The organism is Citrobacter sp. wls829 (assembly GCF_005280825.1).
In the GTDB taxonomy this organism is placed as follows: Bacteria; Pseudomonadota; Gammaproteobacteria; order Enterobacterales; family Enterobacteriaceae; genus Citrobacter; species Citrobacter gillenii.
This window is the reverse complement of the sequence record NZ_SZWP01000099.1, coordinates 1-16,300: the sequence shown is the minus strand read 5'-3', so window position 1 is coordinate 16,300 and position 16,300 is coordinate 1. Positions and strand designations below refer to the sequence as shown.

At 58.5% G+C, this 16,300-nt stretch carries 3 protein-coding genes, 1 other RNA gene and 1 pseudogene; all 5 read left to right on the top strand.

Translation table 11 applies throughout. The features are described from left to right. Positions 1-10,790, top strand: a 10,790-nt coding sequence (locus FDW88_RS18890) for a BapA/Bap/LapF family large adhesin (protein ID WP_137363148.1), incomplete at its 5' end; no start/stop codon positions are given. A gap of 93 nt (positions 10,791-10,883) precedes the next feature. Next, positions 10,884-12,293, top strand: coding sequence for a TolC family outer membrane protein (locus FDW88_RS18885; RefSeq protein ID WP_137363147.1), 1,410 nt, complete (start codon positions 10,884-10,886; stop codon positions 12,291-12,293). Beyond that, positions 12,290-14,475: pseudogene (locus FDW88_RS18880) on the top strand (type I secretion system permease/ATPase). The gene FDW88_RS18885 and the pseudogene FDW88_RS18880 overlap by 4 nt, the downstream one beginning before the upstream one ends. 7 nt (positions 14,476-14,482) lie before the next feature. Beyond that, the gene (locus tag FDW88_RS18875; protein ID WP_137363149.1) at positions 14,483-15,646 is read left to right on the top strand and encodes an HlyD family efflux transporter periplasmic adaptor subunit; all 1,164 of its coding nucleotides are present in this window, start codon (positions 14,483-14,485) and stop codon (positions 15,644-15,646) included. Positions 15,647-15,718: 72 nt separating this feature from the next. Further along, positions 15,719-16,081, top strand: a transfer-messenger RNA (tmRNA) gene (gene ssrA / locus FDW88_RS18870). Positions 16,082-16,300 lie beyond the last annotated feature (219 nt).

The following is a 16,300-nucleotide window of genomic DNA, read 5'->3' as shown; positions in this document are numbered from 1 at the left end:
GTGGTGGTGGTGGTGGTGGTGATAATCCCGGGATCGGGAATGGAAACGGGAATAATCCGGGAAACGGCAACGGTAATAACCCTGGAGGTGGAAATGGCGATGGCGACGGTGGAACCCCACCAACAACGCCAGCGCTCCCCGGCGTTCCCGTCATCACCAGCGTAGTCGATAACCAGGAGCTGATTACTGGCATTGTCAATCAACAGGAGTCCACCAACGACAATACCCCTACGCTTCAAGGGACGGGAACGGCTAATACCACGTTGCATATTTTCGATAATGGCAAAGAGATTGGCCAGATCACCATCGATGCCAGTGGTAACTGGCCATTTACACCATCTCCCCCTCTCGCGGATGGTACCCACCAGTTTACAGTCAGCGCGTCGAACAGCGCGGGCAGCAGTGGCATGTCAAACAGTTGGGTTATTATCATTGATACCCTCGCCCCTGATGCGCCTGCTCTCTCTCAGGAACTAGATGATGTCGGATCCATTCAAGGTTTTATCGCCAGTAACGCCGTGATCGACGATGACACGCCGACGCTCTCTGGTATCGGTGTTGCCGGCAATTTCATCAGCGTCTACGACAACGGTATCCTGATTGGCATGACGCAGGTTGATGAGAATGGTAACTGGACATTCACACCGGATACGCCGTTGAGCGAAGGCGTTCACAATCTGACGCTGACGCAAACCGACCCTGCAGGTAACGTCAGTGCAGAAACCACCGTGCCCACCTTCACTGTCGATATCACCCCGCCTCCGGCGGCAGCGATTACCAACGTCAACCCGGAAGGGACAACTGTCACCGGCAGCGCAGAGCCAGGCAGCACGGTCAGTATTATCGGCAGTAATAATCTGCTGCTGGGTTCGGCCGTTGTAGGCCAGGACGGCACTTTCAGCATCGCGATTTCACCGTCGCAGACCCACGGTGAATCACTTACCGCAAAAATTCATGACGAAGCGGGCAACGTCGGGCCAGACACACCATTCAACGCTCAGAACTCAGGCTATCCTGGCGTACCGGTTATCGTCAGCGTGATGGATGACGTCGCCCCGTCAACCGGGCCGTTGAGCAATCATCAGGCGACTAACGATAACAAGCCCACGCTTTCCGGTACCGCTGACGCCAACAGCACGGTGAATATTTACGACAACGGCGTAGCGGTCGACAGCGTACAGGCTGACGGCAACGGCAACTGGAGCTGGACATCAAGCTCACCGCTGGATGACGGCCCGAACGCCTTTACCGTCACCGCAACCAACCAGTCGGGTACCGGGGGAGTGTCGACCGCATTCAACATTAATATTGATACTCTGCCGCCGTCTGCGCCTGACGATCTCAACGTCTCGGCAGATGGCGCTGTCGTAACCGGGAAAACCGAGCCCGGCAATACCGTGGTGATCACCGACAGTAAAAATATCCCCATTGGCAGCGGCGTCGCCGGGCCGGATGGTTCATTTACCATTACCATCAAGCCGCCGCAGACCAATGGCGAAACGCTTACAGCCATCTCGACCGATCCCGCAGGAAACTCAAGTCCGCCAGAAACGGCAGTTGCGCCGGACATCACCGCCCCACAACCGCCCACAAACCTGGTGATTAATGGCGCGGGCAACGAGGTCACCGGCAAGGCCGAGCCTGACAGTACGGTCAATATTCTGGATCCACGCGGCAATATCATTGGCACAACGACAGCCACTGCAGATGGGGACTTCACCGCAGCGCTGGTACCGCCGCAGACGAATGGTGAGATCCTGACGGCAAACGCGACCGATGCAGCAGGTAACAAAGGGGGCAATGCCTCCGTCACCGCGCCGGATACCACGGCACCGGATGCACCGACAGATGTTATCGTCGCTGGAAATGGAGGGTCGGTGAGCGGCCACGCCGAGGCCGGAAGTACCGTCACCGTCAAAGACAGCGATGGTCATATTATTGGCAAGGGCCAGGCGGACAGCGGCGGCAACTTCACCGTGTCAATCGCACCGGCGCAAATCAACAGTGAGACGGTTACCGTCACCGCCACGGACGGCAAAGGCAACGAAAGTCTGCCAACTTCAGCAATAGCACCAGATCTCACTGCACCCGAACAGCCGATTATTATCGCCGTCACAGACGATGTTGCGGATTACACTGGCCGCATTGATGACAATGGATTGACCAACGACGATAAACCCAAAATTGAAGGCACTGCCGAGGCCAACTCTCAGGTTAAGATTTACGATAACGGTAACCTGATCGCGACCGTCACCGCCGATCTCAACGGCAACTGGAACTATACGCCCACCACCGCGCTGGCGCAGGGTGCGCACGTCTTTACGGTGACAGCTACCGATGCCGCCAGTAACACCAGCAGTGCCGCCAGCTGGAAAATCATTGTCGACAGTATCGCCCCCACCGTGCCGGCCATTACGCTTATCAACGATGACGTCGGCAGCATCACCGGTAACGTCGCGAACAACGGGGTCACCAATGACAAAACCCCAACGTTCTCGGGAACCGGTGAACCCGGCTCGCTGGTGACGCTGTATGATAATGGCCTGCAGATGATGGTTATTCTTATCGACAGAACAGGCACCTGGAGCCATAGCGTGCCAGCCAATGAGGCCCTTAGCGAAGGCACCCACCGTTTTACGCTGACCGCAACGGATGCCGCCGGTAACGTCGTCACCGCCCCCCCTGTCATCATAACGGTCGACACCAAAGCGCCCGATGCCCCCATTATTTCGAGCGCCACGGACGACGTAGGCAGTTTGCAAAGCGACCTGGCCAATGGCGGACGTTCAGACGATACCCTCCCGCTGCTGAAAGGCACCGGAGTCGCAGATTCCACGATCACAATTTACGATGGGGCTACCCCCATAGGCACTGCCACAGTGACGCCGGAAGGAAGCTGGAGTTTTCAGGTCACTCAACCGCTGAGTGAGGGTCCACACGCGCTGTCAGCTATTGCGACAGATAAAGCGGGTAACGCCAGCAGTGCCGGTAATTTCACACTGACGATTGATACCACGCCGCCAGCCGCCCCTGTTATCACCTCGGCGGAAGGACTTATTGGCAGTGAGACAAAACTGCTGGCTAACGGCGGGAGCACCAAAAGCGACAACCCCAAGCTGTCAGGCACCGGCGAGCCGGGTGCGACAATTACCGTTTTTGATAATGACGTCCGTCTGGGTACGGCCACCGTGCAGCCAAACGGCACCTGGACCTTTACTCCAACGTTGCTTACAGACGGTCCACACAAATTCAGCGCCACAGCGACGGACGTGGCTGGCAACACGGGGATCCCGTCCGCCAGCTTTACGCTGACGGTAGATAACCTGCCGCCCGCGAAGCCAGAGCCGCCAACCATCACTGATGATGCCAATCCGATAACCGGCATTATCACTAACGGCATCACCAACGATACCACGCCAACCTTCAGCGGAACCGGGAGTGCCGGAGATGTTATCGCCATCTATCTTGACGGCAGAACCGAACCGCTAGGCACGGCGACGGTCGGGGCGGATGGCACCTGGAGCTTTACGCCAACCGACCCGATTAATCCGGACAGCTATCAGGTCACCCTCACCACCACCGATCCGGCGGGCAACGTCAGCCCGCGTTCGGATGCCGTCACCCTGGGCATCGATACGACGCCGTCCGCGCCGCCGGTTATCACCGCGGTTAATGATGACGCCGGCGATGTCAGAGGCGATCTCGCCGCCGGCGCGGTGACGGATGACACCACGCCGACCATCCGCGGAACCGGCTCCAACGGTGACATCATCACCCTGTACAATGGCAGTACGGTAATTGGCACGGCTACCGTTGCAGGCGGCGTCTGGAGTATCACGCCCAACCCGGCGCTGACCAACGGCAGCTACACGCTGACCGCCATCGCCACCGATGCGGCAGGAAATGCCAGCGACGCCTCAAACAGCGTCTCGTTTACGGTGAACAGCACAGCATTGAAGTTGCCCCAGGTCACGGATATTGAAGATGACGCTGGGGTTATTATCGGTTCGCTAACCAACAACAGCGTCACGGACGATACCACCCCAACGATCAGCGGAACCGGTACACCGGGCAGTACAGTGTTAATTTTCGATGGCAGCAATCCCGTAGCGATTGCCACGGCCACCGTCGCGGCGAACGGCAGTTGGAGTATAGATGTTCCCCTGACACCCAACGTCACTCACACGCTGACTTTCGGTGCCCAGGACGCTGCCGGTAACGTGCTGGCAGCAGGAAACCCCGTGACGTTAATCGTCGATACCTTGCCACCTGTAATGCCAACCGTCAGTGGCGTAGATCCAAACGGGACGCTGGTTAGCGGCACGGCCGAACCGGGCAGCACCGTTATCATTCGCCGCGACAACACGATTCTCGGTCAGGGTATTGCCGACGACGAGGGAAATTATTCCGTTACCCTCTCACCGGCGCAAACAACCGGTCAGGCACTGGACGCTATCGCCCAGGACCCGGCAGGTAATCAGAGCGATCCCACGCCGTTTAACGCCGCGACGTCCAGCATCCCCCACCCGCCGACGCTGGAAATTGTGGACGATGTGGCCCCGGTCATGGGCGTGATTGGCAACGGTAAAACCACCAATGACACCTTACCGCTGCTGCAAGGAACCGCCACTCCGGGGGCTACGGTAAACATTTACCAAAATGGGACCCTACTCGACACAGTGACCGCCGACGCCACCTCCGGCGCATGGAGCTATCAACTGTCCACGCCACTGACAAACGGTACCGCGTATAACTTCACCGTGTCGCAAACGGTAGGTAGTGCAGAGAGCGGTCAATCACCTAATTACACCATCACTATTGATACCGTCGCCCCGCAGGCGCCGATCATTACCAGCATTATTGACGATGTCACGCCCGGTACGGGCACGTTAGACAAAGGACAACTTACCAACGATTCCCGACCAACCTTTAACGGTACCGGCGAAGCGGGCGCAACCATCACTCTCTACGATGGCAACGGTGTCTATGCCACTACCACCGTCAACAGCAGCGGATTCTGGAGCTATACCCCAACCAATGCCCTGGGCGAAGGCCCGCATGACTTCACCGTGCGCGCGACGGACGCCGCAGGCAACCAGGGCTCTGCCTCCGACAGTTTCCGCATTATTGTCGATACCTTAGTCCCGGACGCGCCGTCCATTGTGACGGTGAAGGACAACGTCGGCACGGACCAGACGCTCACCTCCGGGCAGTCGACCAACGACAACACCCCAACACTGGAAGGCGTGACCGAGGCGAATTCGGTCGTCACTATTCTTGATAAAGGGACGGTAATCGGCACCACCACCAGCGACGCAGACGGTAACTGGAGCTTTACACCTGCCCCAGCGCTCGGTGAAGGCAATCACGCGTTAACCGCTACCGTCACCGATGGTGCGGGCAACATCAGTCCGGCAACGCCGCCGTTCCTGCTGGTTGTCGATACACTGGCGCCAGCCGCGCCAATCATCACCTCGGTGATTGACGACCAACCGGGAAATACCTCACTGACGAACGGGCAACTGACTAACGACGCGCAGCCAACGCTGAACGGCAAAGGGGAAGCCGGGGCGACTATCACGATAAAAGATAAGGGTGTCGAAATAGGTACCGCGCGGGTAGACGAATCCGGCAACTGGACCTTCACACCGGAAAACGCGCTGGGTCAGGGGCAGCATGTCTTCACCGCAACAGCTACAGATCCAGCCGGTAATACGGGTGGGGCCTCCTCCGCCTTTACCCTTGAACTGGATTCCGTTGCCCCGCAGGCACCGGTCATCAGTAACATACAGGACAACACGGCCCCCACCACCGGGCCAATAGGTAACGGCCAGACGACCAACGAAACCCGTCCAGCGCTGAGTGGAACGGGTGAAATCGGCGCAACGATTACTATCCTGAACGACGGTTTGCCCATTGGCACCACCACCGTCGGTGCAGGCGGCACCTGGAGCTTTACGCCAACGGACGCTCTGAGTAACGGTCCGCATACGCTGACCGCCACCGCCACCGACAGCGCGGGCAATACCAGCCCGGCCTCCAGCGGCGTTACGTTCACGGTTGATACGGTATCACCGAACACGCCGGTTATTACCCAGGTCAGCGATGATGTCGGCCCACTAACAGGAAATCTAAACAACGGTCAGGCGACAAACGATGCGCGCCCTACCCTTAACGGTACGGCGGAGGCCAATTCGACGGTCAAAATCTATGACAACGGCACGCTTATCGACACGGTTTCTGCAGACGGAAACGGCGTATGGAATTTTACACCGGGGAGTGCGCTGGGTAACGGCAATCACGTGTTGACGGTGACATCCACCGACGCGGCCGGCAACGTCAGCGTGTCGTCTGCCGGGTTTGCCCTGATTGTGGATACCGTCGCCCCGCTGGCACCCACCATTATCCAGGCCTTTGATGACGTACAACCGGGCACCGGCACGCTGTCGAGCGGTGCCTGGACCAACGATACCCGCCCCGTGCTGAGCGGTTCTGCGGAGGCCAACGCCCGGATTGCCATTTACGACAACGGCACGCTGCTGACGACAGTTACCGCAACAATAGACGGCACCTGGGAGTTTCTGTCCACTACGCTGGGTAACGGCCAGCATGTCTTTACCGCCATCGCCACGGATGCGGCCGGAAACGTCGGCCCGGCGTCAAGCGGATTTATTCTCAACGTTGATACCGTTGCGCCATCAACGCCGCTCCTGACCTCGGTGGTGGATGACATCACTGGCGGCGTGTTTAATGCCGTACTGAGCAACGGGCAACTGACCAATGACGCCCGCCCTACGCTTAACGGTACCGCCGAAGCGGGCAGCACCGTCAGTATTTACGACGGCAGCACGCTGCTCGGCACCGCCGTCGCGCAAAGTAACAACAGCTGGTCGTTTACCCCAACGGCACCGTTGGGGAATGGTTCGCACACCTTTACCGTCACCGCCACCGACCCCGCGGGCAACACCAGCGGTGCAACGGCGGGCTTTACGATTAACGTGGACACCACCGCCCCCACGCTGCCGTCAATTAGCAGCATTGTTGATGATGTCGGTCCCAATACCGGGTCGATTGGCAACAACCAGCCCACCAATGACTCGCGCCCCACGTTAAACGGCACCACGGAAGCCAATGCCCGGGTTGATATTTATGACAACGGCAACTTTGTCACCAGCGTAACGGCGGATGGCAGCGGCAACTGGAACTACACCCCGTCTACCGCACTGGGTCAGGGCCCCCATTCATTTACTATTACCGCAACGGACAGCGCGGGCAATACCAGCGGCATGTCGGCTGCCGCGTCGATTGTGGTCGATACCGTCGCTCCGGGTATTCCCACCGCTCTGGCGGTTAACGCCAACGGTACTGTGCTGACCGGCGTTGCGGAAGCCAACAGCACGGTGATCGTCACGACAAGCAGCGGCACCGTGCTCGGCACCGCCACGGCCAACGCCGCCGGCAACTTCACCTTTACCCTCAACCCGCCGCAGATCAGCGGACAAACGCTGCAGGTTAGCGCGCAGGATGCCGCCGGGAATACCGGCACGCCTGGCAACGCGCTGGCCCCGTTTACCGGGGTACCACCCGCACCGATTATCGCCAGCGTTTTTGATGACATTGGTACGGTCACTGGCAATGTCGCCGCCGGAAAAACCACCAATGACACCCGTCCGATGCTCAGCGGCACGGCACAGGCTAACGCCGTCGTCAGCCTGTACAACAACGGAACATTGATGGGCACCACAACCGCGGACGGCAACGGACTGTGGAGCTTTACCCCTTCCGGCGCGCTCAGTGAAGGCAACCACGCGTTTACCGCCAGTGCGGCTAACGCCAACGGTTCCGGCGTATTGTCTGGCGCGTTTAACGTCATTGTCGATACCACGCCACCGCCGCCGCCATCAGTGCTGATCAGCGCCGATGGCGGTACGGTCAGCGGCATCGCCGAAGCAGGCAGTACGGTCACTATCTCCCTGCCCGGCGGCGGCAGCATCACGGCGGTCGCCAACAGCAGCGGGGTCTACAGCGTCACCCTGCCGGTACGCCAGATTGAGGGCCAGTCGTTGTCCGCTACTGCGACCGACGCGGCAGGCAACACCTCAACGCCGACCAGCATCCTCGCGCCAGTCTTACCGCTGCTGGCTGAAGACAACGTCACTCGTCTGGCGCTACAAACCGACTTCACGGTCACCAACGAGCACAAAAGCGATTATGGCTTCCTGCTGGTCGGTGCAGTGGATAATGTGCTGAAGGTGCTGGGAGACAACACTGCACTCGTCAACTTCAACATTCAGACCGGCGGCAGCGGCACCATCACCATCAACGCGGCAGCAACCGGCATTGTGCTGTCGCTGCTGAGTACCATGGAGATTGTTATCCAGCGCTTTGACTCCACGCTCAACGCCTGGGTGACGGTGGTCGATACCGGTCAAGCCGATTTTGCCGACCTGCTGACGCTCAGCGCCTCCGGCGTGACGCTCAACTATGGCGGGCTTACCGGTGGGGACTACCGTGTCGTCAGCTACAACACCAGCCTGCTGGCGACCGGAGCCTTCACCAGTCTGGACGTGGCGGTGGTCAAAACCAGCGCCGGATCGATCACTGGTGGCACCAGCGAATCCGGCAATATCATCACCGATACCGACCCCACCAACGGGCAGGATAACGCCCCATCCGGCACGCGGGTGACGTCGATTACCGATGGCAACGGCAATGTGGTGAGCATTCCACTGGAAGGGGCTAATGTAGATGGTAAATACGGCACCCTGCATATTAATCAGGACGGGAGTTATACCTACACTCTTACCGATAAATCCGCCTCGGTATACGGTCGCTCCGAAAGCTTCACCTATACGCTGACGCACGGTAACGACCACTCTTCGGCAAAACTGGTGGTGGCGCTGGGCCAGGGTCCGACGACCAGTACGGTAACGGCAGCAGACGATGTGGCCTCACTGACCTACGGCACCGAGGTCAGCGTGGTCGACCACGGACCATCAAAACAAACCGGCTTTACGCTCGCCAGCGTAGGCCTGGGGAATGTGCTGGACGTCAGTCTGGTCGACGGGTTAACCAACCCCATCAAATTCAACGTTGAAGATGGCGCCACCCGCACGCTGACGATTCAGGCCGACGTTCTCGGCGTAACGCTCGGCGGCTTTGATCTGTACGTCTACCGTTTTAATGACGCTATTCAGCAATACGAGCAGTATCGGGTACAACCCAACTGGGTCACGGCAGTATTAGGTGGAAAATCAAAAGATTACACCATCACGCTGCCGGGCGGTGACTACCTGTTCCTGCTGAACGCCGGCGGCGGTCTGGCACTGTTAACCAGCTACACCCTGAATATTCAGGCCGATCACACCTATGCGGTGGACAGTCTGAGTGCCTCAACCAACGGCAATATTCTGGCCAATGATTCCGCGCCCGCCGGTACGGTTATCACCGACGTGAACGGCGTCGCAGTCAATTTAACAGGCACAACCCGTATTGAGGGACAGTACGGCACACTCACTATCGATGCGAAGGGGAACTACAGCTACACGCTGAAAAGCGGACTGGGCGCGGACAGCATCAATACGCCGGACAGCTTTGTGTATACGGTCAAGGCTCAAAATGGCGATACCGGCAGCGCGTCGCTGAACATCAAACCAACCCCGCTGGCGCTGGACGCGGTGAACGACACCAGCAGCCAGATGGCGGTCACGACGTTGCAGGATACGTCTCAGCCCTTTAGTGATTCCAGCGTGGGATCGGCCAGTTGGACCACTGTGCTGGGACCCAGCTCGAAAAGTGGTACCGGAACAGTTGAAGTCACAGCGGGTACAGCGGTGCAAAACGTGGTGCTGCATTTTAACGTGGCATCAGGGCTGACGCTGGGTGGGCTGAACGTAACCTGGGCGCTGTACGACAGCAATGGCGTTAAAGTTGCCGGGGATACCTTCAACGGCGGGCTCCTGATCGGCGGCAATCTTGATATTGCCCTGAACGGACTGGTGCTGCACGCCGGAAACTATCGCCTCGACTATACCGGCAACGCGGGTGCGCTGGGGCTAGGCACCATCACCATTACCCCCAGCGTGAAAGGAACAATAGTCGATCTCGATAACTTCGAAACCGCGGGCGTCAATAGCGTCACCGGCAACATCTATGACGGCGACCATATCGCCAGCGTGCACACCCTGCTGACGGTAAACGGCGCGGGCGGCAGTACCGCCACGCTGGATCCGCTGGGCAGCAGCACCGCCAGCGCCACGATCAATGGACTGTACGGCAAACTGACAATGGGCATTGATGGGCATTACGCCTATACCCTCAACAGCGATGTCTCACTGGAATCCATCAAGACCAAAGAGACATTTAACTACACCCTTAACGACCAAAAAGGACATACCGATAGCGCCACGTTGACCATCGATATGAATCCACAGGTGATCAGCACCGCGGAGGCCGATCGGGTTATCGGCAGCGCGTACGGCGATACGCTGATTTACCACCTGCTCAGCGCCAATAACGCAACCGGCGGCAACGGAACCGCGGACACCTGGAGCAACTTCTCGCTGGCGCAGGGTGACAAAATCGATATCGGCGACCTGCTGGTGGGCTGGAACGGGCAGAACGCCACGCTCGGCAATTATCTCACCGTGTCCACCAACGGTAACAACACCGTGGTGTCCATCGACCGCGACGGTACGGGCGCCACCTATCAATCAACCAGCCTTGTGACACTGGAGAACGTTCACACCACGCTCGATGAGCTGATCCAACAAAATCATATTGTGACCTGACGTGAGCACCAAAACGCCATAACAACAGCCCCGGATGCTATGACGTCCGGGGCAATAACAGTCGTCACTGCCGTATTTTGAAAGGGATATACGATGAGAAATGTCGCCTCTGTTACGTTGCTGCTGGCATTCACGCTCTGTTCCTTACAGGTGAATGCCGAAGATGAACCGCAAATCATTACGCCGGAAGGGCTGGCCACCAGCCAGATGCTCCCCTCTCTGGATGGGTCGGTGGCCGAACTCCCGCTGAGCGCCGCCGCGCCCGGCAACCTGACGCTTAACGATGCGGTAAGCCGCGCCGTAAGCTGGCATCCTGCGATCCGTGAATCGATCGGCAAACTGCTCTCGCAAAATGAGCAGATCGACGTGGCGAAATCCAAATACTATCCGCAGGTCACGGCCGGGGTGAACAACGGCTACAGCAATACCTATAACGATCATGGTTTCAGCCCGTCGCTGGTGATCTCGGTCTCGCAAATGCTGTATGACTTTGGCAAAGTCGCCAGTCAGGTACGCGCCGAGACTGCGGGGGCCGCCCAGCAGCAGGCTAACGTCTTACTCAGCATTGACACCGTCGCCCACGAAACCGCCAACGCCATTGTGCAGGTACAGTCCTGGCAGCAAATGGTCGACGCCGCCGAAGCGCAACTCTCCGCCCTGAACGGCATTGGCAGGCTGACCCGGCAACGTAACGATGAAGGAGCCACGTCGCTCTCTGACGTTGTACAAACCGATGCGCGTATCGAATCCGCCCGTTCGCAGCTGGCGCAGTATCAGGCGAACCTCGACAGCAGCAAGGCGACACTGATGAGCTTTCTTGGCTGGAATTCGCTCAACGGCGTCAGCAACGCGTTCCCGGTGAAACTGGACAGCAGCTGCGACATCACCAAGCCTGATGACAGGCTGGTACCTGCCGTGCTGGCAGCCTGGGCGCAGGCTAATGTTGCACAGGCCAATCTGGATTACGCCAACGCGCAGATGACGCCCACTATCTCTCTTGAGCCTTCCGCGCAGCACTATCTCAATGACAAATATCCCAGCCATGAGGTGCTCGACAAAACGCAGTACTCCACGTGGGTAAAAGTCGAGATGCCGCTGTATCAGGGAGGCGGGCTCACCGCCCGACGCAACGCCGCAGGTCATGCGGTAGACTCGGCACAGTATTCCATCCAGCGCACCCGCCTTGACGTGCGCCAGAAACTGCTCGAATCCCGCAGCCAGGCGATGAGTCTTGCCACCGCCCTGCAGATCCTGCGCCGCCAGCAACGACTGAGCGAACGCACGCGCGAACTGTATCAACAGCAATATCTGGATCTCGGCTCTCGTCCGCTGCTCGACGTGCTTAATGCCGAGCAGGAGGTGTATCAGGCCCGCTTTGCCGAACTGCAAACCCAAAGCCAGCTTCGTCAACTCCAGCTGAACTGCCTCTACAATACCGGCACGCTGCGCCAGGCGTTCGCCCTCAACAATCGCAGCATCCAGTCAGTGGAGATCCAGCTATGAGCCACGTCGAGCCGGGTGTAGAAGAGACGATTAGCGAGTCCGCCCTGAACCTGTGGGCGCAGGCCATTAGCCACATTGCCAGCCACTATCGCGTCACCTGCTCGCCCGGCGCGATTCAGGCCAACGCTCCGTGGTTTGCCGGAAAAAATAAGCCCCTCGCCCTGACGCAACTCGCGCGCCAGGCGGGGCTGTCGTTTCATACGCTGGATACCACAAAACAGCTGTTCAGCCAGTGGCGTTTACCGGTTGTGGCGGAGCTACGCGACGGCCAAATTATGGTAATAGAGCACTTCAACGGTAACGATGCGCTGGATGTGTTTATCATCGCCGAAGAAGGCCAGCGCAACCGGCTGGCGATTGCCGAGCTGCTGCCGGAGATCCACACCATTACCGCCCTGCGCCCGCTGTCGGCGCTCAAAGACAGTCGGGTCGACCGCTATGTTTCGCGCTTTAAGCCGGACTGGATGCGCGACCTGGTGCTACAGGACATCCGGCCTTACCTGCCGGTGATGGTAGCCGCGTTCCTGATTAACGTTCTGTCGCTCGCCGGGATTATCTTCTCGATGCAGGTTTACGACCGGGTGATCCCGGCCCAGTCGTATCCCACGCTGTATGTGCTCTCGACCGGCGTGCTGGTGGCGGTGCTGTTCGGCTTTTTACTGCGCGAAGCCCGTACCCATATCATGGATGTGCTCGGCAAGCGCGCCGACATGCGCATTTCCGATCGCGTGTTCAGCCACGCACTGCGCCTGCGTAACAGCGCCATCCCCCGCTCCACCGGCAGCTTTATTTCCCAGCTCCGCGAACTGGAGCAGGTGCGGGAGATGATCACCTCCTCAACCCTGTCGACCCTTGTCGATCTGCCCTTTTTCTTTTTGTTTATCGTCGTGATGGCCTGCATCGCCCCGCAGCTGGCGTGGATAGCGCCCGTCGCTGCGATCCTGATGATCCTGCCTGGCCTGCTGTTACAGAAGAAGCTGGCGGTGCTCGCCAACCAGGCTGCACACGAGTCCACGCTGCGTAACGCGGTGCTGGTCGAAAGCGTCCAGGGCTGGAGGACATCAAGCTGATGCAGGCGGAGAACCGCTTTTTGCAGCAGTGGAACAGCTACATCCGCATTACCGGCGAATCCGGACTGCGCACGCGCAAGCTGACTCAGGGGCTGATTGGCTGGGGCATGTCGGTACAAAGTCTGGTCTACGCTGCGATTATTATGTTCGGTGCGCCGATGGTCATCGAAGGCACCATGACTACCGGCGCGGTCGTGGCGGCCTCAATGCTCGGCTCAAGAATGATTGCCCCGATGGCAAATCTATGCGGCGTTTTGGCGCGCTGGCAGCAGGTCAAGGCAGCGAAGACGGGGCTGGACAGCATTATGCAGCTCCCCACCGAAACCCAGCACGATGAGAATCGGGTGCATCAGGAAATCTTTCGCGGGCACTATCTGTTTGAGAACGCCCACTTTCGCTACCACAGCGACGATCAGCAGGTGCCGCTGCGCATCGCCCGCCTCGAGGTGATGCCAGGGGAACGCATCGCCATCCTCGGGCGTAACGGCGCGGGGAAATCCACCCTACTACAGGCCATGGCGGGCGGTGTGGAGCTGATTCAGGGCGGCGTCCGGCTCGATAACCTGAGCCTGGCGCAGATCGACATGGCCGATTTACGCCGCAACATCGGCTTTCTCAGCCAAAATGCACGCCTGTTTTTTGGCACGCTGCGTGAGAACCTGACCCTCGGCGCCCCGCATGTCAGCGATGCTCAGATATTCGACGCGCTGGAAGTCAGCGGCGCAGCCACCTTTGTTAAACAACTCGCCAAAGGGCTGGGACACCCGATTATGGAAGGCGGCAACGGCCTCTCCGGCGGGCAGCGGCAATCCATTCTGCTGGCAAGAATGCTGCTGCGCTCGCCCAATATTGTGCTGCTCGACGAACCCAGCGCCTCGCTGGATGAACATACCGAGCGGGAGTTTATTCAACGGCTAAACCAGTGGCTCGGCAACCGCACGCTGATCGTCGCCACCCATCGCGTACCGGTTCTGGAACTGGTCGAGCGCGTGGTGGTGTTAAAAGAAGGTCAACTGGTGATGGATGCCCCGAAAGCACAGGCGTTGAACGCGAGTCGAGCGCCTGCACAGACTCACGGTCGGGAGTGGAAAAATGAAAACCAATCCGCATGATGCCGCCATGGACGACCTCGACATCCGCCACGAACAGCGCTTTTCCGGTGCCAGCCGTATTATCCTGCTCAGCACGCTGCTGTTTGCCATCCTCGGCATCTGGGCATACTTCGGGACGCTGGATGAAGTCTCCACTGGCAGCGGCAAAGTGATCCCCAGCTCGCGCGAACAGGTGTTGCAGTCGCTTGACGGCGGGATCCTCGCCGAACTGACGGTGCGCGAAGGAGACAAAGTACAGGCCAATCAGGTAGTGGCCCGTCTCGACCCTACTCGTTCGGAATCTAACGTCGGCGAAAGCGCCGCCCGATACCGCGCCTCGCTGGCCTCCAGCGCGCGACTCAATGCCGAAGTCAACGATCTGCCGCTGACCTTTCCCAATGCGCTGAACGCCTGGCCCGACCTTATCGCCTCCGAAACCCGGCTGTATAAAAGCCGTCGGGCGCAGCTTGCCGACGCGATGGTCGAACTCCAGGATGCGCTGGTCTCGGTAAATAAAGAGCTGGCAATCACCCAGCGGCTGGAGAAAAGCGGCGCCGCCAGCCATGTGGAAGTGCTGCGCCTGCAGCGACAAAAAAGCGACCTCGGACTAAAAATCACCGACCTGCGCTCGCAGTATTACGTGCAGGCGCGGGAAGCACTGTCAAAAGCCAACGCCGAAGTGGATATGCTGGCGGCCATTTTGAAGGGGCGTGAAGATTCCGTCACCCGTCTGACCGTCCGCGCCCCGATGCGCGGCATCGTGAAAAACATCCAGGTCACCACCATTGGCGGCGTGATCCCGCCCAACGGCGAGATGATGGAGATTGTACCGGTCGACGATCACCTGCTGATAGAAACACGCCTGTCACCGCGCGATATCGCCTTTATTCACCCCGGACAGCGAGCACTGGTGAAAATCACCGCCTATGACTACGCCATCTACGGCGGGCTGGAAGGCGTGGTCGAAACCATCTCCCCGGACACCATTCAGGACAAAGTAAAGCCAGAAGTCTTCTACTACCGCGTGTTTATCCGCACCCATCAGGACTATTTGCAGAACAAACTGGGGCGTCATTTCTCCATCGTTCCGGGCATGATTGCCAGCGTGGATATCAAAACCGGTGAAAAAACCATCGTCGACTATTTAATCAAACCGTTTAATCGCGCAAAAGAAGCGCTACGGGAGCGCTAAATCGTTGAGGATAAGGGGTTGCAGGGGCTGGTCACGCGTGTCACAAGTCTGGTATACTTGCCATAACACATTGGGGCTGATTCTGGATTCGACGGGATTTGCGAAACCCAAGGTGCATGCCGAGGGGCGGTTGGCCTCGTAAAAAGCCGCAAAAAAATAGTCGCAAACGACGAAAACTACGCTTTAGCAGCTTAATAACCTGCTAAGAGCCCTCTCTCCCTAGCTTCCGCTCTTAAGACGGGGATAAAGAGAGGTCAAACCCAAAAGAGATCGCGCGGATGTCCTGCCTGGGGCTGAAGTGCTAAAACTAATCAGGCTAGTTCGTTAGTGGCGTGTCTGTCCGCAGCTGGCGTGCGAATGTAAAGACTGACTAAGCATGTAGTGCCGAGGATGTAGGAATTTCGGACGCGGGTTCAACTCCCGCCAGCTCCACCAAATAAAACAAGGGGTTACGTGAAAACGTAACCCCTTTTTGTTTGGCTGTGGCGGCAAAATGGCGGCAGCCAATTTGCCCACCGTTCATAACGTCTTAGCCGTTTGTGTAATAAAGGTGATTCACATGGAAGAAATGCACTTTGTTTACATCAATGCGAATGCGCGCATTGGTGCCCATTCAATAAGCAGTGTTAGGGAAGGTGCGAACAAGTTCCTGAT